At 60.6% G+C, this 17987-nt stretch carries 14 protein-coding genes; 10 read left to right on the top strand and 4 right to left on the bottom strand.

Annotation, left to right across the window (positions count from 1 at the left end; all coding sequences use genetic code 11):
- Positions 1-87 precede the first annotated feature (87 nt).
- Together AC3WK5_RS07535 and AC3WK5_RS07540 are read left to right on the top strand one after the other, a co-directional pair.
- Positions 88-1293 (top strand): aminotransferase class V-fold PLP-dependent enzyme, encoded by a 1206-nt coding sequence (locus tag AC3WK5_RS07535; RefSeq protein WP_103315521.1) that lies wholly within the window; start codon positions 88-90, stop codon positions 1291-1293.
- The gene (locus AC3WK5_RS07540; RefSeq protein WP_103315522.1) at positions 1290-1694 is read left to right on the top strand and encodes a SufE family protein; all 405 of its coding nucleotides are present in this window, start codon (positions 1290-1292) and stop codon (positions 1692-1694) included. The genes AC3WK5_RS07535 and AC3WK5_RS07540 overlap by 4 nt, the downstream gene beginning before the upstream one ends.
- A 138-nt stretch (positions 1695-1832) precedes the next feature.
- Here the strand turns inward: AC3WK5_RS07540 and tcdA are convergent, their stop codons facing one another.
- Positions 1833-2645, bottom strand: a complete 813-nt coding sequence (gene tcdA, locus AC3WK5_RS07545; RefSeq protein ID WP_162491271.1) for a tRNA cyclic N6-threonylcarbamoyladenosine(37) synthase TcdA — start codon at positions 2643-2645, stop codon at positions 1833-1835.
- Between the two features lie 268 nt (positions 2646-2913).
- Here tcdA and AC3WK5_RS07550 point away from each other — a divergent pair, with 268 nt between their 5' ends.
- The 4 genes from AC3WK5_RS07550 (at position 2914) to AC3WK5_RS07565 (ending at position 8160) form a co-directional block, all read left to right on the top strand.
- On the top strand, positions 2914-5505 hold the full coding sequence (locus AC3WK5_RS07550) for a glycosyltransferase (protein ID WP_054595901.1): 2592 nt from the start codon (positions 2914-2916) through the stop codon (positions 5503-5505).
- Positions 5506-5722: 217 nt separating this feature from the next.
- Entirely contained in the window at positions 5723-6874 is a 1152-nt protein-coding gene (gene dapE, locus AC3WK5_RS07555; RefSeq protein WP_103315523.1) for a succinyl-diaminopimelate desuccinylase, read from the top strand.
- Positions 6874-7683: a putative RNA methyltransferase gene (locus tag AC3WK5_RS07560; protein ID WP_019692073.1), complete on the top strand. Its 810-nt coding sequence runs from the start codon at positions 6874-6876 to the stop codon at positions 7681-7683. The genes dapE and AC3WK5_RS07560 overlap by 1 nt, the downstream gene beginning before the upstream one ends.
- A gap of 99 nt (positions 7684-7782) precedes the next feature.
- Positions 7783-8160 carry a hypothetical protein gene (locus AC3WK5_RS07565; RefSeq protein WP_054595899.1) on the top strand — a complete coding sequence of 126 codons (378 nt, stop codon included), beginning with the start codon at positions 7783-7785 and terminating at the stop codon, positions 8158-8160.
- A 179-nt stretch (positions 8161-8339) separates the two neighbouring features.
- On the opposite strand, the gene AC3WK5_RS07570 is transcribed toward AC3WK5_RS07565, so the two are convergent.
- Positions 8340-8549 (bottom strand): cold shock domain-containing protein, encoded by a 210-nt coding sequence (locus AC3WK5_RS07570; protein WP_054595898.1) that lies wholly within the window; start codon positions 8547-8549, stop codon positions 8340-8342.
- Between the two features lie 245 nt (positions 8550-8794).
- Here AC3WK5_RS07570 and plsB point away from each other — a divergent pair, with 245 nt between their 5' ends.
- From plsB to AC3WK5_RS07590, 4 genes are all read left to right on the top strand, one after another.
- Positions 8795-11308 carry a glycerol-3-phosphate 1-O-acyltransferase PlsB gene (gene plsB, locus AC3WK5_RS07575; protein ID WP_103315524.1) on the top strand — a complete coding sequence of 838 codons (2514 nt, stop codon included), beginning with the start codon at positions 8795-8797 and terminating at the stop codon, positions 11306-11308.
- A gap of 42 nt (positions 11309-11350) precedes the next feature.
- Positions 11351-11749, top strand: a complete 399-nt coding sequence (locus AC3WK5_RS07580; protein ID WP_103315525.1) for a YbaY family lipoprotein — start codon at positions 11351-11353, stop codon at positions 11747-11749.
- A 31-nt stretch (positions 11750-11780) separates the two neighbouring features.
- A complete protein-coding gene (locus tag AC3WK5_RS07585; RefSeq protein WP_103315526.1) occupies positions 11781-12470 on the top strand; it encodes a DUF4197 domain-containing protein in 690 nt (229 codons plus the stop codon).
- 475 nt (positions 12471-12945) lie between these two features.
- A complete protein-coding gene (locus AC3WK5_RS07590; protein WP_103315527.1) occupies positions 12946-13320 on the top strand; it encodes a DUF6124 family protein in 375 nt (124 codons plus the stop codon).
- 58 nt (positions 13321-13378) lie between these two features.
- On the opposite strand, the gene AC3WK5_RS07595 is transcribed toward AC3WK5_RS07590, so the two are convergent.
- Both AC3WK5_RS07595 and AC3WK5_RS07600 read right to left on the bottom strand, forming a co-directional pair.
- Entirely contained in the window at positions 13379-14734 is a 1356-nt protein-coding gene (locus AC3WK5_RS07595; protein WP_103315528.1) for a Fic family protein, read from the bottom strand.
- A 181-nt stretch (positions 14735-14915) separates the two neighbouring features.
- Positions 14916-17981, bottom strand: coding sequence for an efflux RND transporter permease subunit (locus AC3WK5_RS07600; RefSeq protein ID WP_103315529.1), 3066 nt, complete (start codon positions 17979-17981; stop codon positions 14916-14918).
- Positions 17982-17987 lie beyond the last annotated feature (6 nt).

The raw sequence follows: 17987 nt of genomic DNA on the forward strand, positions 1-17987 counted from the left end.
TGGCGGCCTCAAGGGCCCCATCGCGAGCAAGCTCTGCTCCTACAGGGCCAGGCGTACACCCGCCCATGTTTATCAGGGCCCGATAGCATGATGATTCCCTCTCCCTGGCGCGCCGATTTTCCGGCCATCGCCGCTCTGCAACGGCAAGACCAGACCTATTTGGACAACGCCGCCACCACCCAGAAACCCCAAGCCCTGCTCGACGCACTGGCGCATTACTACGCCAACGGCGCGGCCAACGTCCATCGTGCGCAACACCTGCCCGGCGCCCACGCCACGCAGGCGTTCGAAGGCAGCCGCAGTAAAGTCGCGCATTGGCTCAATGCCGGCAACAGCGGGCAAATCATCTTTACCCACGGCGCAACCTCTGCGCTGAACCTCCTGGCCTACGGCCTGGAACACCTTTTCAATCCGGGCGATGAGGTTGCCATCAGCGCCCTGGAACACCACGCCAACCTGTTGCCGTGGCAGCAATTGGCGCACCGTCGCGAGCTGAAACTGCTGGTGTTGCCGCTGGACGCAGACGGTCTGATCGATCTCGACGCCGCCGCCCGGTTGATCGGCCCACGCACGCGGTTGCTGGCGGTCAGCCAGTTGTCCAACGTGCTCGGCGCGTGGCAACCGTTAGCGCCGTTGCTGGCGCTGGCCAAGGTGCAGAACGCCTTGACCGTAGTCGATGGCGCCCAAGGCGTAGTCCATGGCCGCCATGACGTGCAGGCACTGGGTTGCGACTTTTACGTTTTTTCCAGCCACAAACTCTATGGCCCGGACGGTCTCGGCGTGCTGTATGGCCGCAACGAAGCCTTGCAGCAGTTGCGCCCATGGCAGTTCGGCGGCGAGATGGTGCTGGACGCCAACTACCACGACGCACGCTTCCGCCCAGCCCCGCTGGGCTTTGAAGCCGGCACACCGCCGATTGCCAGCGTGATTGGCCTGGGCGCGACCCTCGACTATCTGGCCGGCCTGGACCAGGACGCCGTGTGCGCCCACGAAGCCGCGCTGCATGATTACCTGTTGAAGGGCTTACAGGCGCGCAATGGCATTCGCCTGCTTGGCAAACCGCAACTGGCACTGGCCAGTTTTGTCGTCGAAGGCGTGCACAACGCCGACCTGGCGCATCTGCTCACCGAACAGGGCATCGCCGTACGTGCCGGACACCACTGCGCAATGCCGTTGCTGAAAAGCTTCGAATTGGCAGGAGCGATTCGGGTGTCGTTGGCGCTGTACAACGACTCGGAAGACCTCGAGCGCTTTTTCGAAGCCCTTGATCAAGCGCTGGAGTTGCTGCGATGAGCCTGCCGGCGGATGCCATTACGGCACTGGAAACCTTTCAGGACGCCGCGGGCTGGGAACAACGCGCTCGCCTGTTGATGCAATGGGGCGAACGGCTTCCGGCGTTGAGCGATGCAGACAAGACCGAGGCCAATCGCGTACACGGCTGCGAAAGTCAGGTGTGGCTGGTGGGCGCGCTGCAGGACGGCCATTGGCAGTTTGCCGCCAGCAGCGATGCACGGTTGATTCGCGGGTTGGTGGCGCTGCTGCTGGCGCGGGTCAACGGCTTGACCGCCGCCGAGTTGCAACAGGTGGACTTACCCGATTGGTTCAATCAACTGGGGTTATCGCGACAACTGTCGTCGTCGCGCAGCAATGGCCTCAATGCGGTGTTGCAGCGGATGCTCGAACTGTCCACCTGACGCACTCTCGCCTTTTTCTGTAGGAGCAAAGCTTGCTCGCGATGCAGGCGACTCGGTCCATCCAATGACCGCGTTGATGCCATCGCGAGCAAGCTTTGCTCCTACGGGGCGGAGGCAGCGTCGGATTTCAGCGTCGTGTCAGACCGCTGGTTTGATCTTGTCTGCCGGCCGACGCACACCCGCAACAATCTTATCCACAGCCTTGGTCGCGGCGACCATGCCAAAAGTCGCGGTCACCATCATCACCGCGCCAAAACCGCCGGCGCAGTCGAGTTTCACCCCATCGCCGACAAAGCTCTTCTGCAAGCAAATGCTGCCATCGGGTTTCGGATAACGCAGTTGCTCGGTTGAGAATACGCACGGCACGCTGTAGTGACGGGTCACGGTACGTGAGAAACCATAATCGCGACGCAACGTGGAGCGCACTTTCGAGGCCAGCGGGTCATTGAAGGTACGGTTCAGGTCACACACCTGGATCAGCGTCGGATCGATCTGCCCGCCTGCACCGCCCGTGGTGATGATCTGGATCTTGCGACGTTTGCACCAGGCGATCAGCGCAGCCTTGGCGTTGACGCTGTCGATGCAGTCAATCACGCAGTCGATGTTTGGTGTGATGTACTCGGCCATGGTCTCGCGGGTGACGAAATCCGCCACCGCGTGCACGGTGCATTCCGGGTTGATCCCGCGCAAGCGCTCGGCCATCACCTCGACCTTGGGTTTGCCGACGGTACTGTCCAGTGCATGCAACTGACGATTGGCGTTGCTGACGCACACGTCATCAAGGTCGAACAGCGAGATTTCGCCGACACCGCAACGGGCCATGGCTTCCGCCGCCCAGGAACCGACGCCACCGACGCCAACAATCGCCACATGGGCCGCGCGCAAACGCGCCAGGCCTTCGATGCCATACAAGCGGGCAATGCCAGCAAACCGCGGATCTTCTGTACTCATGACCACTACCCTAAAAACCGGCGCGCATTATAGGGCCGATACGTGCCAAGAACATCTTTGCGCTATAAACGGCAGCAGGTCGTGCTTTATTTGTGCCGGCATATGTACATTTTTTGTCACACAAAAGAACTTAAGCGAAGATGGCTTGCCCAATGTCCGGCTTTTTTCTGTCTGCTGTACGCTCAGTTGAACGCCAGTGTAGGATGCGCGCCGATTGGCGCGTGCCAACCGTCCCCTCGTTCCACACCTTTTGGAACCCGATATAGCTATGTCATCGCGTAAATTTGGACTCAATCTGGTGGTAGTGCTGGCGATTGCCGCGCTGTTCACCGGTTTCTGGGCGCTGATCAACCGCCCCGTCACGACCCCCAACTGGCCTGAGCAGATCTCCGGTTTTTCTTACTCGCCGTTCCAGCAAGGCCAGTTCCCACAGAAAAACCAGTTCCCGTCCGACGATGAAATGCGTCGCGACCTGGAGATCATGAGCAAGCTGACCGACAACATCCGGACCTACTCCGTCGACGGTACGCTGGAGGACATCCCGAAACTGGCGGAAGAATTCGGCCTGCGCGTGACGCTCGGGATCTGGATCAGCCCCGATCTTGAGCGTAACGAGCGCGAGATCCAGCGCGCCATCGAGCTGGCCAACAGTTCGCGCAGCGTCGTGCGCGTGGTAGTCGGTAACGAAGCGATCTTCCGCAAGGAAATCACCGCCGAGCAATTGAGCGTGATCCTCGATCGCGTGCGCGCAGCGGTAAAGGTCCCGGTGACCACGTCCGAGCAGTGGCACGTCTGGGAAGAAAACCCGATGCTGGCCAAGCACGTCGACCTGATCGCGGCTCACATCCTGCCTTACTGGGAATTCATTCCGGTGGACCAGGCCGGCCAGTTTGTTCTGGACCGTGCCCGCGACCTGAAAAAACTCTTCCCGAAAAAGCCGCTGCTGCTGTCCGAAGTGGGCTGGCCGAGCAACGGCCGCATGCGCGGTGGTGCGGATGCGACCCCGGCTGACCAGGCGATTTACCTGCGCACGCTGGTGAACAAGCTCAACCGCCAGGGCTTCAACTACTTCGTGATCGAAGCGTTTGACCAGCCATGGAAAGCCAGCGACGAAGGTTCGGTAGGCGCCTATTGGGGTGTGTTCAACGCTGCGCGTCAGCAGAAATTCAACTTCGAAGGCCCGGTCGTAGCGATTCCGCAATGGCGAGTACTGGCGGTCGGCTCCGTGGTTCTGGCGTTGTTGTCCCTGACCCTGCTGATGATCGACGGCTCGGCCCTGCGCCAGCGCGGTCGGACCTTCCTGACCTTCACCGCGTTCCTCGGCGGTTCGGCACTGGTGTGGATCGGTTACGACTACAGCCAGCAATACAGCACCTGGTTCAGCCTGACGGTGGGCTTCCTGCTCGCCCTCGGTGCGCTCGGGGTATTTATCGTACTGCTGACCGAAGCCCACGAACTGGCCGAGACCGTCTGGACCCACAAACGTCGGCGTGAATTCCTGCCGGTGGTGGGCGACTCGGACTACCGTCCGAAAGTCTCGATCCATGTGCCGTGCTACAACGAGCCGCCGGAGATGGTCAAACAGACCCTCAACGCCCTGGCCAACCTCGACTATCCGGACTTCGAAGTCCTGATCATCGACAACAACACCAAGGACCCGGCCGTCTGGGAACCGGTGCAGGCCTATTGCGAAACCCTCGGCCCGCGCTTCAAGTTCTTCCACGTCTCGCCATTGGCCGGTTTCAAGGGCGGTGCGCTGAACTACCTGATCCCGCACACTGCCAAGGATGCCGAAGTCATCGCGGTGATCGACTCGGACTACTGCGTCGACCCGAACTGGCTCAAGCACATGGTGCCGCACTTCGCCGATCCGAAAATCGCCGTGGTGCAGTCACCACAGGATTATCGCGACCAGAACGAAAGCACCTTCAAGAAGCTCTGCTACGCGGAATACAAAGGCTTCTTCCACATCGGCATGGTCACCCGTAACGACCGTGACGCGATCATCCAGCACGGCACCATGACCATGACCCGTCGCTCGGTGCTCGAAGAGCTCGGCTGGGCTGACTGGTGCATCTGCGAAGACGCCGAATTGGGTCTGCGGGTGTTCGAAAAAGGCCTGTCGGCGGCGTACTACCACAACAGTTACGGCAAGGGCCTGATGCCCGATACCTTTATCGACTTCAAGAAACAGCGTTTCCGCTGGGCCTACGGAGCGATTCAGATCATCAAGCGGCACACCGCCAGCCTGTTGCGCGGCAAGGACACCGAGCTGACCCGTGGCCAGCGTTACCACTTCCTCGCGGGCTGGTTGCCGTGGGTCGCGGATGGCATGAACATCTTCTTCACCGTCGGCGCCCTGCTCTGGTCGGCGGCGATGATCATCGTGCCGCAACGGGTCGATCCACCGCTGCTGATCTTCGCAATCCCGCCCCTGGCGCTGTTTGTGTTCAAGGTCGGCAAGATCATTTTCCTCTACCGCCGTGCGGTCGGGGTCAACCTGAAGGATGCATTCTGCGCGGCATTGGCCGGTCTGGCGTTGTCGCACACCATCGCCAAAGCGGTGCTGTACGGTTTCTTCACCAGCAGCATTCCGTTTTTCCGTACCCCGAAAAATGCCGATAACCACGGCTTCTGGGTAGCGATTTCGGAAGCGCGCGAAGAGCTGTTCATCATGCTGCTGTTGTGGGGCGCGGCACTGGGGATTTACCTGGTGCAGGGCATCCCGAGCAACGACATGCGCTTCTGGGTGACCATGTTGCTGGTGCAGTCGCTGCCGTATCTGGCCGCGCTGATCATGGCCTTCCTGTCTTCGCTGCCAAAACCTGCGCCAGAAACCGAGCCGGCACCTGCCGCTTAAATCTGCGCAAACCACTAAACGGCGGCCTCTGGCCGCCGTTTTGCTTTAAGATATCTGCCATTTTGTGGGGCTTGGCCGGTCACAATCCAACGGCCGAACTCAATACCTGTGGGAGCGGGCTTGCTCGCGAAGCTGTTGGCGCCAGTGCTGGCCCCTTCGCGAGCAAGCCCGCTCCCACATTAGTCCGCGCCCATATTTCATGTTTCTGGAGCATCCCATGACGGCCCACGCCGACCTTTCGCCGACCCTCCAACTCGCCATCGACCTGATCCGTCGTCCGTCCGTGACGCCGGTCGACGCCGATTGCCAGAAGCAGATGATGCAGCGCCTGGGCGATGCCGGTTTTGCGCTTGAGCCGATGCGCATCGAGGATGTGGATAACTTCTGGGCCACCCACGGCAAACACGACGGTCCGGTGCTGTGCTTCGCCGGTCACACCGATGTGGTGCCGACCGGCCCGGTGCAGGCCTGGCAGATCGATCCGTTCGACGCGGTGATCGACGAACACGGCATGCTCTGCGGCCGTGGCGCGGCAGACATGAAAGGCAGCCTGGCCTCCATGACCGTGGCGGCCGAACGTTTTGTCGCCGACTACCCGGACCACAAGGGCAAGGTCGCCTTCCTGATCACCAGCGACGAAGAAGGCCCGGCGCATCACGGCACTAAAGCAGTGATCGAACGCCTCGCAGCGCGCAAAGAGCGTCTGGACTGGTGCATCGTCGGCGAACCGTCGAGCACCACGCTGGTGGGTGACGTGGTCAAGAACGGCCGTCGCGGCTCCCTTGGCGCCAAGCTCACCGTGCGCGGTGTGCAAGGTCACGTGGCCTACCCGCACCTGGCGAAGAACCCGATCCACCTCGCCGCCCCGGCCCTGGCCGAACTGGCCGCCGAGCACTGGGACCACGGCAACGACTTCTTCCCGCCGACCAGTTTCCAGATTTCCAACGTCAACTCCGGCACTGGCGCGACCAACGTGATCCCGGGTGATCTGGTGGCGGTGTTCAACTTCCGTTTCTCCACCGAATCGACCGTCGAAGGCCTGCAACAGCGGGTGGCCGACATCCTCGACAAACATGGCCTGGACTGGCATGTCGACTGGGCGCTGTCCGGCCTGCCGTTCCTCACCGAGCCGGGTGCCCTGCTCGATGCGGTGTCGGCAAGCATCAAGACCATCACCGGACGCGAAACCAAGGCATCCACCAGCGGTGGTACTTCGGACGGGCGCTTCATCGCCACCATGGGTACGCAAGTGGTCGAGCTTGGCCCGGTCAACGCGACGATCCACCAGGTCAACGAGCGCGTGCTGGCCAGCGACCTCGATCTGCTGACCGAAATCTACTACCAGACCCTGATCAAGTTGCTCGCCTGATGCTTGCCTGTCCTATCTGCAGCGCGCCGCTGAACGCGGTCGACAACGGCGTCGCGTGCCCGGCCGGGCATCGCTTCGACCGTGCCCGCCAGGGTTACCTGAACCTGCTGCCGGTGCAGCACAAGAACAGCCGTGACCCAGGCGACAACCTGGCCATGGTCGAAGCCCGTCGCGACTTCTTGAACGCCGGGCATTACGCCCCGGTGGCCAAACGTCTCGCCGAACTGGCGGCTGAACGTGCGCCACAGCGCTGGCTGGACATCGGTTGTGGCGAGGGTTACTACACCGCGCAAATCGCCGACGCTCTACCGAATGCCGATGGCTACGCGCTGGATATTTCCCGCGAAGCGGTCAAGCGTGCCTGCAAACGTAACCCGCAGCTGACCTGGTTGATCGCCAGCATGGCCCGGGTGCCGTTGGCCGATGCCAGCTGCCAGTTCCTCGCCAGCGTGTTCAGCCCGCTCGACTGGCAGGAAGCCAAACGCCTGCTCAGCCCGGGTGGCGGCTTGATGAAAGTCGGGCCGACCAGCGGCCATCTGATGGAACTGCGTGAGCGTCTGTATGACGAAGTGCGCGAATACACCGACGACAAGCACCTGGCCCTGGTGCCGGAAGGCATGACGCTGCAACACAGCGAAATCCTCGAATTCAAACTGAACCTGGTCAGCGGCCAGGACCGCGCCAACCTGCTGGCCATGACGCCTCACGGCTGGCGCGCGAGTGCCGAACGCCGGGCGGCCGTCATCGAACAGGCCGAGCCGTTCGAGGTCAGTGTGTCGATGCGCTACGATTACTTCGTTCTGCAGTAATTATTTCAGAGCAACCCTTAAACTTTTGGTCTTGAGCAGTGGCTTGAGACCGGCTAAATCCGCGAATGGATTTTTCGAAACCCGCAGTGAGGAACATCCATGCGCCAACCCGATATCGAGATTTACCTGAAAGACGCCGACGTCGACTACAAGGCTATTGCCACCTGGCTCGGCGCGGCGCTGGGTCCTTGCACCGACTGGGTTCAGAAAGGTCAGACCTACAAGTGCAAGGCCGGCAACGTGCCTGTGACCTGGCTGCCAAAAGCCGTGGGCAAGTGGAACAGCCTGTACCTGGAAAGCGACCAGACGCCGTGGGACGACGACATCGCCTGCGCCCGCGCCGCCTTTGCCGCACTGAATGTCGAAGTGCGCTGCGCGCCAGGGACCTGGGTCGAGGAAGAAGGTGAAGAGACGGCGGATCGCTGGATTCGGATCAGCGTCGACGGTGAAGAAGAGATCACCTGGAAAACCGCTTAACCCTGCTAGACAGCCGTGTGGCGAGGGGGCTTGCCCCCGTTCGACTGCGCAGCAGTCGTAAAACCAGCGAACGCGTACTTCCTGAAACACTGCGTTTGCTGAATTTGGGGCCGCTTCGCGACCCAACGCGGGCAAGCCCGCTCGCCACAGGGAATGATGGTGATTTCGCAGTCCGTGGGTTACAGGCCGACTACATCCTCAGCCTGCAAACCTTTCTGCCCATCGACCACGGCGTATTCAACCTGCTGGCCTTCGGCCAACGAGCGGTGGCCTTCGCCACGGATCGCGCGGTAATGCACGAACACGTCTGCCCCGTCCTCACGCTGAATGAAGCCGTAGCCCTTGGCGTCGTTGAACCACTTCACGTTGCCGGTCTCGCGCGTTGCCATCAATCAATCCCCCTATTTTTATTATTGGTCGGCGTGCTCATGAACACGCCTTGTGAACGTTTGCCAGCGCTCGGTTGACTGTAAGAAACAGCGCCGATAGTGGCAAACGACTGGCCGAGTATATGACAGTGGTAAAAACTCTCAACTCAAGATTACTTCGGCGCTTTTTTGCCGATTTTCGACGAATACGGCACACTACCGGCCCCGAGCGCTTGCTCGGTTTTTTCAACTAAAGCAGAAGCCGTATGACCCGCTCCCCGTTCCGCCGTCTGGTGTTTGGCACCTTGCGCCGACTGTTGTACCTCTGGGTTCGCTCGGAGACGATCAATCAGTCGTCCTTCACCCTCAACCTCGACCGCAGTCGTCCGGTGTTCTACGTCCTGCAAAATCCTTCGCTGACTGATCTTGCCGTGGTTGATACCGAATGCAGCAAGGCCGGACTGCCGCGTCCGGTGCTGCCGACATCAGTGGGCAATCTGCTGGAGCCTGCGGCGTTTTTCTACCTGACGCCTGAGCCCGACTGGCTCGGCCGCCAGGACAAGCGCGGCGCACCGCCCACCCTGACCCGGCTGGTCAGCGCCTTGAGCCAGAATGGCGCCGAAGACGCGCAGATCATCCCGGTCAGCGTGTTCTGGGGCCAGTCGCCGGACAGCGAATCGAGCCCGTGGAAATTACTCTTCGCTGATAGCTGGGCGGTGACCGGACGTCTGCGCCGACTGCTGAGCATCATGATCCTGGGGCGCAAGACCCGCGTGCAATTCTCCGCGCCGATCCACCTGCGCGAGCTGATCGAGCACAACAAGGGCCATGAACGCACCGTGCGCATGGCCCAACGTATTTTGCGGGTGCACTTTCGCAACCTCAAAGCCGCGGTCATCGGCCCGGACATTTCCCACCGTCGCAACCTGGTCAAAGGCCTGCTGAATCAGCCACTGGTCAAACAGGCGATCCTCGACGAAGCCGAGCGTGAAAACATTTCACCCGAGAAAGCCAAGGCGCAGGCTCTGCGTTACGGCAACGAAATTGCCTCGGACTACACCTACACCGCGATCCGCTTTCTGGAAGTGGTGCTGAGCTGGTTCTGGAACAAGATCTACGACGGGATCAAGGTCAACCACATCGAAGGCGTGCAGAAAGTCGCCCAAGGTCACGAAGTGATCTACGTGCCGTGCCATCGCAGCCACATCGATTACCTGCTGCTCTCCTACCTGCTGTTTCGCAACGGCCTGACGCCGCCGCACGTCGCCGCCGGGATCAACCTCAACATGCCAGTGATCGGCAGCCTGCTGCGGCGCGGCGGGGCGTTCTTCATGCGCCGCACCTTCAAGGGCAATCCGCTCTACACCTCGGTGTTCAACGAATACCTGCACACGCTGTTCACCAAAGGCTTCCCGGTGGAGTACTTCGTCGAGGGCGGCCGTTCGCGCACCGGGCGCATGCTGCAACCGAAAACCGGGATGCTGGCGATCACCCTGCGCAGCTTCCTGCGTTCGTCGCGCATGCCGATCGTCTTCATCCCGGTGTATATCGGTTACGAACGGGTGCTGGAAGGCCGGACTTACCTCGGCGAACTGCGTGGCGCGAGCAAGAAGAAAGAGTCGATCTTCGACATTTTCAAAGTCATCGGCGCGCTCAAGCAACGCTTCGGCCAGGTGGCGGTGAACTTCGGCGAGCCGATCAAACTGGCGGAGTTCCTCGACAGCGAACAACCGGATTGGCGCACCCAGGAGCTTGGCCCACAGTTCAGGCCAGCCTGGCTCAACGAAACCACCAACCGCCTCGGCGAGCGCGTGGCGCGGCACTTGAACGAAGCGGCCGCGATCAACCCGGTAAACCTGGTGGCGCTGGCCCTGCTCTCCACCAGCCGTCTGGCGCTGGACGATCGCGCCATGGCGCGGGTGCTCGATTTGTACCTGGCCTTGCTGCGCAAAGTGCCTTACTCGCCACACACCACGCTGCCGGAAGGTGACGGCCGGGCGTTGATCGAACACGTCAAGGACATGGACCTGCTCTCTGAGCAAAGCGATGCGCTGGGCAAGATTCTTTACCTGGACGAGCAAAACGCCGTCCTGATGACCTACTACCGCAACAACGTGCTGCACATTTTCGCCCTGCCGGCGTTGCTCGCGAGCTTCTTCCAGAGCGCCTCGCGCATGAGCCGCGAACAAATCCTGCGCTACGCGCGCGCGCTGTATCCGTACCTGCAATCGGAGCTGTTCATTCGCTGGTCGCTGGACGAACTGGATGCGGTGATCGACCAATGGCTCGAAGCCTTTGTCGAACAAGGCCTGCTGCGTTTCGAGAACAACGTGTACTTGCGCCCGGCGCCAAGCTCCCGGCATTTCGTGCTGCTGACCTTGCTGTCCAAGAGCATCGCGCAGACCTTGCAGCGCTTCTACATGACCGTTTCCCTGCTGCTCAACAGCGGCCAGAACACCCTCAGCGCCGAAGAACTGGAAGACCTGTGCACGGTCATGGCCCAGCGCCTGTCGATCCTGCATGGCCTGAACGCCCCGGAGTTCTTCGACAAGAGCCTGTTCCGCCACTTCATCCAGACCCTGCTGAACCTCGACGTGCTCAAGCGCGACGAAGCCGGCAAGCTGAGCCACCACGAACTGCTCGGCGAACTGGCTGAAGGCGCGGCCAAACGCGTGCTGCCGGCGGAGATTCGCTTGTCGATCCGTCAAGTGGCGCTGCATCGCAGCGAAGATGCGGCGGATCAACCCGCACCTGCGCTGCAAACCGACTCAATTACTTAAGGCGCCAGCGTGGTTCTGGCGCCCTCGATACGGAGATCTCCGATGAAAAAGCTCACCCTGCTCGCCGTCGCCGCACTGCTCGGTGCCTGCCAGAGCCCACAACCGGCGCCTAAAGCGTCCCTTGATGGCGAAGTCTTCTACCTGCAACGCATTGCCCTGCCACCGACCGCGACCCTGAGCGTCAGCCTGCAGGACGTATCGCTCGCCGATGCGCCGGCGCTGGTGCTCGATGAGCAGAAAGGTCCGGTCAAAGGTCAGGTGCCGCTGGCGTTTCATTTGAATTACGATCCGGCGCAGGTCAAACCCGGCCACCGTTATTCAGTGAGTGCGCGCATCGAAGTCGATGGCAAACTGATGTTCATCACCACCGAACATAACGCGGTGCAACTGGACGGCAAGGATCCACAGCCGTTGCGGATCCGTGTCGATTCCGCTCGGTAATTTCTTCACTTCTCGAATAAGGAAGCTTTCCATGCTCCGTCCTTCCCTACGTCTGGTCGGCCTCTGTGCCGGCCTGCTGATCTCCGCCAACACGCTGGCCCTGTCGCTGGGCAGTCTTTCCCAGGGCGAAGCCTCGGGCGGCCTCAAGGACGCCCTGGCCCAAGGGGCCGTAGCGGCCGTCACCACGCTCGGCAAACCGGGCGGTTTCAGCAACAACCCTGAAGTGAAGATCGAACTGCCGGGCAAACTGGGCAAGGTCGCCAGCAAGATGAAACAGTTCGGCATGGGGGACCAGGTCGATCAACTGGAAACCAGCATGAACAAGGCGGCGGAAGCGGCCATGCCGCAGGCCCAGGCGCTGCTGGTGGATGCGGTGAAAAAGATGACCGTGACCGATGCCAAGGGCATCCTCACCGGCGGCAAGGATTCGGCCACCCAATACCTGGACAAGACCAGCCGCGAACAAATCCGCGCCAAGTTCCTGCCGATCGTCAAGCAAGCCACTGACCAGGTAGGCCTGGCCAAGCAGTACAACTCGTTCGCCAGCCAGGCGGCAACCTTCGGTGTGCTTGATGCCAAGAGTGCCAACGTTGAAGGCTACGTGACGGAAAAGGCCCTGGACGGCCTGTTCAAGATGATCGCCCAGAAAGAAGAAGGCATCCGCGCCAACCCGGCGGAAGCCGCGACCAGCCTGGCGAAGAAAGTCTTCGGTTTGCTCTAAGCCCGCCCCCCGTCAGTTAAATGCAATCCCTGTGGGAGCGGGCTTGCTCGCGAAGACGACGGCACATCCAACATCAATGTTGAGTGATCCATCGCCTTCGCGAGCAAGCCCGCTCCCACATTAGGTTTGTGGTGTTTAATTGCATGGCGACCGCGTTCGTCACAAGCCACAGCATCTTGCGTTGCGCCCTACACCTACGCCAGAATCCGCCGGCTTGTGCGCTTGGGCACTGGGCTCTATCGTCTCCGGGTCGCTGAAAATCAGCGATCGGGTTTGGTAGCCCGGTGGTACTAGGCGCAAAGCGTCACTTCTGCGGAGCCATATTTTGGCCTCTGCTAAATGGTGGCCGTGCGCAGGGCGCCTTCGGGTGCGCCGGGTTCCTAGTACACCGGTCTACCAACCTGCGTATGGCCGCCACCCTAATCGTTTGGTAGCGATGGTGTCGGCTCCTTACTTACGTACTAGGAGTTTCATCATGTTCAAGCCCACACCCAATCCCCCCGAAGCCGATGCCGAAAGCGTCTCCCCCTATGCGTCCCTCGACTCGAAAGAACTCCACGCCGCCGCCCACCGGGCACTCGATCATTACCTGCTGTTGCCTGAAACCAAGAAACTACTGACCGACCGCCGCCCCAGCTGCATCTTCGTCATCGCCCCAGAGGTCGACAGCGAAACCCTGCTGGCCCACGCCTGCGAAACCCTGGCCTCGGCCAATGTCATGGCCAGCGACCTGGCGTTTGAACTCGACGGCCCCAAGCGCAACAGCGCACTGGCGATTCAGCAGATGGTGGCCCTGGCGGAACTGGCGGTAAACCGCGCGCTGGATAACATTGATCAGCCAGAGACTTAACAGCACCACCGCGTAGGAGCTGCCGCAGGCTGCGATCTTTTGATGTTTGGATCGCAGCCTACGACCAGTCTGTTTTGATGTGTGATGACTCGCGCAAAAAGAACACCCACTCACGGCCCATCTTTTTCTTCTCGAACAGCTTCAACTCAACCAAACCATTCAAGGTCGTGGCCGCCGTATTGTAGGAGCAGTTCAGGTTGTCCTTCACATTGACCGCGGTGAATTCCTTGGCCCTGCCGCTCTTGGCAATCTGAAACAGCGTGCGCTGCTTCTCGGTCAACTGCTCGAAAAGCCCGGATTCCTCCAGCCAGCGATCAAAACCTTCGGCATCAACCAGGCTTTTTTGATAAGCCGCCGTGAACCCGGTCACGGCCCGCAAAATCACCGAACACTGGTAATCGATGAAGTACGTCAGGTCCAGCGCGTCGCTCTCGGTATGCACATAAGACCGACCGTACTTCACCGGCGCATTGCGCAGCAGAATGCTGATCGCGATGTAGCGAAATGCCGAGAAGTCATTCTTGAACATGAACCAGTAAAACAACGCCCGCGCCACCCGGCCATTGCCATCGCGAAACGGATGCTCGTAGCCCAGGGCAAAATGCAGGGCGATGGCCTTGATCATCGGGTGCACATAATCAACGCGTAGAGGGTCGTCGTGGGGCTGGTTGATCCAGCTCGCCAATCCATCGAGCCGAGCGCTGATGCCCGTGGCTGGCGGCGGTGTATGAACGGTATTGCCTTCGCCATCCTGCACCACCACTTGATCATTGCTGCGAAAAAGTCCCGGCGAATACAGCGCGTCATCAATGCCTTCGACGCCGACACGATGCAGTTGCCGGATCAGTTCGACACTCAATGGCTCGTGACGCTTCTCCCAGGCGAAGATCATCATTTTGTAGTTGCCGATGACCATTCGCTCGTCCGGGGTACGCGGCAGGCGATTGCGCTTGAGCATATCTTTGGCCACCAGCGTGGTGGTCGCGGCGCCCTCGAGCTGGCTGCTGCTGATCGCTTCGTCTTCGATCAGGTCATTGAGCAGGTAACTGAAATGCGCCGTCTCACCAATATGATGGGTCATGTATTCCAGCGCGGCGGTCGTGGCCTGACGATCAACCGTCGAGAGGGTTTTCTGTGCCAGCGGTGTCAGGACGAACTGGCCCCATTGGCTCGGCTCGCCCAGCGGCAACAAACGCACGTATTGCGCCACGCGGGCCTTTTTCACCAAGGCCCAGCATAAGGTCGGATCAAGACCGGGCGGCCAGCGAAAACGCAGATCATCGAACGGCAAGTAACGCCCCTGATCATCCAGCGGCTTGAGCAGTGCCAGATAGTCGACCAGCTTTTCCTTGTGAGGCGATTGGCCGAGTGCGTCGAAAAGACTCGGGTCTATGGCTGGAGGGCTTTTTATCATCGCTGTCTCAAAAACTCGAGAAACTGAGTTATGAGTACAACATAACGACGCCCATGTCTCAATATCAGCCAAAACTGAGATATCTGTAGGAGCAATGCTTGCTCGCGATGCAGGCGACGCGGTCGACCTGATGACCGCGTTGATGCCATCGCGAGCAAGCTTTGCTCCTACGGTTCCAGTGTCAAACCGGTTCTTTCTTGACCCTGAACCACGCCGCATACAGCGCCGGCAGGAACAGCAAGGTCAGCGCCGTCGCGACGATCAAGCCGCCCATGATCGCTACCGCCATCGGGCCGAAGAACACGCTGCGTGACAACGGAATCATCGCCAGCACGGCGGCCAGTGCAGTCAGCACGATAGGCCGGAAGCGCCGCACCGTGGCTTCGATGATCGCTTGCCAGGGTTTGAGCCCGGCGAGGATGTCCTGTTCGATCTGGTCGACCAGGATCACCGAGTTACGCATGATCATCCCCGACAGCGCGATGGTCCCGAGCATGGCCACGAAACCGAACGGCTGACGGAACACCATCAGGAACAAGGTGACACCGATCAATCCCAACGGCGCTGTCAGAAACACCATCGCGGTGCGTGAGAAGCTGCGCAGTTGCAGCATCAGCAAGGTCAGCACAACCACGATGAACAACGGCACGCCGGCATTCACCGAATCCTGGCCACGGGTCGAGTCTTCTACTGTGCCGCCGACGTCCAGCAAATAGCCGTCAGGCAATTCGGCACGAATCGGCTCGAGTGTCGGAAGGATCTGCTTAACCAGGGTTGCCGGCTGCTCCTTGTCATAGATGTCGGCGCGAATCGTCACGTTTGGCAAGCGGTTGCGGTGCCAGATAATGCCTTCTTCGAAGCCGTATTCCAGGGTCGCCACCTGCGACAGCGCGACACTTTTGCCGTTGTCGGTCGGCACCGCCAGGCTCGACAGCCGCGACAGTTCGGTGCGTTCGTGCAAGGTGCCGCGCAAGAGGATCTCGATCAACTCGTTGTCTTCACGGTACTGGCTGACGCTGGAACCTGTCAGTGAGCTTTGCAAGAACCTCGACAGGTTTGCCGTGCTCACGCCCAAGGCTCGCGCGCGGTCCTGATCGACGTTCAGGTACACCACTTTGCTCGGCTCTTCCCAGTCCAGGTGCACGTTGACCACATGCGGGTTCTCACGCACCTTGGCCGCGACTTTACGTGCCAGGGCGCGGACTTCTTCAATGTGTTCGCCAGTGACCCGGAACTGCACCGGATACCCCACTGGCGGACCGTTTTCCAGGCGCGTGACCCGCGAGCGCAAGGCCGGGAATTGTTCGTTCAGGGTTTCGATCAGCCAGGTGCGCAGGCTTTCGCGCTCCTCGATGGTTTTTGCCAGGACCACAAATTGCGCGAAGCTCGCTGCCGGCAATTGCTGGTCCAGCGGCAGGTAAAAACGCGGCGAACCGGTGCCGACATAGGCGACATAGTTGTCGATGCCCGCGCGCTCCTTGAGCATCGCTTCCAGGCGCTTGACCTCCTCGTTGGTGTTGCTCAACGAGGCGCCTTCGGCCAGTTTCAGATCAACCATCAGTTCCAGGCGCCCAGAAGCCGGGAAGAACTGTTGCGGCACAAAACGGAACAACAGCACCGAGGCCACGAACAGCAGGATGGTCAACGCGATCACGGTTTTGCGGCGGCGCACACACCACTCCACCAGACGCCGAACGCGTTGATAGAACGGTGTACCGTAAGGGTCCGGCTGACCGGCACCGTGTTTGGCAGCGTGAATTTTCGCCAGGTCCGGCAGGAGCTTTTCACCCAGATAGGGCACAAACATCACGGCGGCGACCCACGAGGCCAGCAACGCGATGGTCACCACCTGGAAGATCGAGCGGGTGTATTCACCGGTGCCGGATTGCGCGGTGGCAATCGGCAGGAAACCGGCCGCGGTAATCAATGTCCCGGTGAGCATCGGGAACGCGGTGCTGGTCCAGGCAAAGCTGGCAGCCTTGAGCCGGTCGTAGCCCTGCTCCATTTTGATCGCCATCATTTCCACGGCGATGATCGCGTCGTCCACCAGCAATCCCAAGGCCAGCACCAACGCGCCGAGAGAGATCTTGTGCAGGCCGATTCCGAGGTAATACATGCAGGCAAACGTCATTGCCAGCACCAGCGGAATCGCCAGGGCGACCACCATGCCAGTGCGTACACCGAGGGAGAAGAAGCTCACCAGCAAGACAATCGCCAGCGCTTCCACCAGCACCTGGACGAACTCGCCGACGCTGCTTTTCACCGCGGCCGGCTGGTCGGAGACCTTGCGCAGTTGCATACCGGCCGGCAGGTTGTTCTGGATACGCTCGAACTCCAGCTCCAGCGCCTTGCCGAGCACCAGAATGTCGCCGCCATCCTTCATCGCCACGGCCAGGCCGATTGCGTCCTCGCCCATGAAGCGCATGCGCGGTGCCGGTGGATCGTTGAAGCCACGGTGCACATCAGCCACATCGCCGATACGGAAGGTCCGGTCGCCGACACGGATCGGAAAATCCCTGATCTGCTCGACCGTCTGGAAATTGCCCGTCACCCGCAGCTGCAAACGCTCGCTGGAGGTTTCGAAGAATCCGGCGTTGGACATCGCGTTCTGTTCTTCCAGCGCTTGCTGCACCGTGGCCAACGGCAATCCCAGGGTGGCGAGTTTGACGTTGGACAGTTCGATCCAGATCTTCTCGTCCTGCAGCCCGAGCAAGTCGACCTTGCCCACATCCTTGACCCGTTGCAGCTGGATCTGGATACGGTCGGCGTAATCCTTGAGCACCGCGTAATCGAAACCCTCGCCGGTCAGCGCATAGATATTGCCAAAGGTAGTGCCGAATTCATCGTTGAAGAACGGTCCCTGGATCCCCGGCGGCAAGGTCTGGCGGATGTCGCTGATCTTCTTGCGCACCTGATACCAGAGCTCGGGGATCTGCGCCGAATGCATCGAGTCCCGGGCCATGAAGGTCACCTGGGATTCACCGGGGCGAGAGAACGAGACAATCCGCTCATACTCACCGGTTTCCATCAGCTTCTTTTCAATGCGCTCGGTGACTTGCCGCGAGACTTCCTGGGCCGTCGCCCCCGGCCAACTGGTCTTGATCACCATGGCCTTGAAGGTGAACGGCGGGTCTTCGCTCTGGCCCAGCTTGGTGTAGGACAACGCGCCGACGACCGCCAGCAAAATCATCAGGAACAGTACGATCTGGCGGTTATGCAGCGCCCATTCGGAAAGGTTGAAACGCATCGGGGA

Source organism: Pseudomonas sp. FW306-02-D09B (assembly GCF_058782685.1).

Bases quoted from the DNA above. Each gene is read 5' to 3' on its own strand.
- AC3WK5_RS07540 (WP_103315522.1), top strand. From the start codon at position 1,290: ATGAGCCTGCCGGCGGATGCCATTACGGCACTGGAAACCTTTCAGGAC.
- tcdA (WP_162491271.1), bottom strand. From the start codon at position 2,645: ATGAGTACAGAAGATCCGCGGTTTGCTGGCATTGCCCGCTTGTATGGC.
- AC3WK5_RS07570 (WP_054595898.1), bottom strand. From the start codon at position 8,549: ATGGCAACGCGCGAGACCGGCAACGTGAAGTGGTTCAACGACGCCAAG.
- AC3WK5_RS07585 (WP_103315526.1), top strand. From the start codon at position 11,781: ATGCTCCGTCCTTCCCTACGTCTGGTCGGCCTCTGTGCCGGCCTGCTG.
- dapE (WP_103315523.1), top strand. From the start codon at position 5,723: ATGACGGCCCACGCCGACCTTTCGCCGACCCTCCAACTCGCCATCGAC.
- AC3WK5_RS07600 (WP_103315529.1), bottom strand. From the start codon at position 17,981: ATGCGTTTCAACCTTTCCGAATGGGCGCTGCATAACCGCCAGATCGTA.
- AC3WK5_RS07595 (WP_103315528.1), bottom strand. From the start codon at position 14,734: ATGATAAAAAGCCCTCCAGCCATAGACCCGAGTCTTTTCGACGCACTC.
- AC3WK5_RS07590 (WP_103315527.1), top strand. From the start codon at position 12,946: ATGTTCAAGCCCACACCCAATCCCCCCGAAGCCGATGCCGAAAGCGTC.
- AC3WK5_RS07560 (WP_019692073.1), top strand. From the start codon at position 6,874: ATGCTTGCCTGTCCTATCTGCAGCGCGCCGCTGAACGCGGTCGACAAC.
- AC3WK5_RS07565 (WP_054595899.1), top strand. From the start codon at position 7,783: ATGCGCCAACCCGATATCGAGATTTACCTGAAAGACGCCGACGTCGAC.
- plsB (WP_103315524.1), top strand. From the start codon at position 8,795: ATGACCCGCTCCCCGTTCCGCCGTCTGGTGTTTGGCACCTTGCGCCGA.
- AC3WK5_RS07550 (WP_054595901.1), top strand. From the start codon at position 2,914: ATGTCATCGCGTAAATTTGGACTCAATCTGGTGGTAGTGCTGGCGATT.
- AC3WK5_RS07535 (WP_103315521.1), top strand. From the start codon at position 88: ATGATGATTCCCTCTCCCTGGCGCGCCGATTTTCCGGCCATCGCCGCT.
- AC3WK5_RS07580 (WP_103315525.1), top strand. From the start codon at position 11,351: ATGAAAAAGCTCACCCTGCTCGCCGTCGCCGCACTGCTCGGTGCCTGC.